1 protein-coding gene is annotated in these 1370 nt (G+C 57.5%); it reads left to right on the top strand.

The window, feature by feature from the left end:
* On the top strand, window positions 1–302 hold a 302-nt coding region (locus AX681_RS00905; protein WP_197424205.1), incomplete at its 5' end, for a histidine phosphatase family protein.
* Window positions 303–1370: the final 1068 nt, after the last annotated feature.

Genomic DNA, 1370 nt, shown 5'->3' with positions numbered 1-1370 from the left:
CGGCCGATCCTGATTATTGCGACGGGGAAGGGGCCGAGAGCTTCGCCACCCTGCTACGCCGCTGCAAGACGGGCCTAGACCGCCTCGCCGCCATGCCTGCTGGATCACTGGTCTATGTGTTCGGGCATGGGCAATTCATCCAGGCCGCGCGGGCGATCGTCGCCGACGCCCATCTGGATGACCGGGCCAAGATGCGGGTGTTCTGGCGCAAGGGCGAGCCGCCCGCGATCAGCAACGCGCAGCGGGTAGAATTTCACTGGCAAGGCGGGCGCTGGGAATGTGCGTCGGCGTTCACGGCATAATGGCGGGAATCACCTGATTGCCGTGCATGGGCTGAGTCAGATGGAACGCGATCCTCGACTGTATTAGGTGGTTTGTTACATGACGGTCCAGCCAGCACGCTCGATATCCGCAATGGCCGTGCTGCTTGCAATCACTGCCTGCAACAAAGCCGAGAAGCGCACAATGCCTTCTGAGGTGCAGATCGCTTACGACTACCAGCTTGTTCTTCCCGATAAGTTCAAGCGGAATTGGGTCCAAGGAATCGACAGCAAAGTAGAGGAATGGCAATCATCCGATACGATCGTTAGTACCGACTTTGGGCAGTTTAGCGGACCCCCAACATGCCATGTAGCAAGCACGTCGTGCAGCCTGTCAAAGGAGATGATTGGGGGCAGGCCATCTCTCGTCGGCCGATATCGTCACGGACCACAGGAGCGGGCACATGAGCCAAAGCCATTTAGGTATTTTGTGCACATACCAGTGTCGGAGAGATATGGTCTGAAGCTCAACATGTTTGCCAGGTGTGATAGCGAACCGGCTTGCGATGAGGCACTTACATTCTTTCGGAGGGTCCGCATTCTGCGCACGGAGCGACCTGGCTCCGGTTTGATTCTGCCCGACTCGCCCTCTTCGCCACCCCCCGTGCCTGGGTGATCGAGGAAATATCTCAAACTGTTACAGCATACCGTCCGCCATGGGTCACGTGCTGATCGGAAGATCCTCTCCTGCCGGAGTAATACATGACTCCCGACAGCCCTCGCTCAGGGCCACTGGCACGGTCTCTCAATCAAGAGAGGGAAGTTAATCTGGTCTCGCGCCAAGCAATTGGACAGCTCTACTGCGTCAGGAGCGAGATACCCCACGGGTCGATATAGTCGATTGGCGAATAAACCATTTCGCTTGATCCGTCGCTGAATGCCTGCGCTGCGGTCAAGATTCCGTACGCCTTCACCTGTGTGCTCTGCGCAGCATCCGAAAACACGGCTGATCCACTGTCGCCGGTCCTGCCAAGGTGCTGACCCGAAGCTCGAAAGACTGGTCTGCCCCCACCGAGTGGACCGATTGGTTTGTTAGTGCATTAAGCTCAT

The organism is Sphingomonas sp. CCH9-E2, assembly GCF_001557215.1.
Classification (GTDB): domain Bacteria; phylum Pseudomonadota; class Alphaproteobacteria; order Sphingomonadales; family Sphingomonadaceae; genus Sphingomonas.
This window is presented reverse-complemented; position numbering and strand designations above follow the sequence as displayed.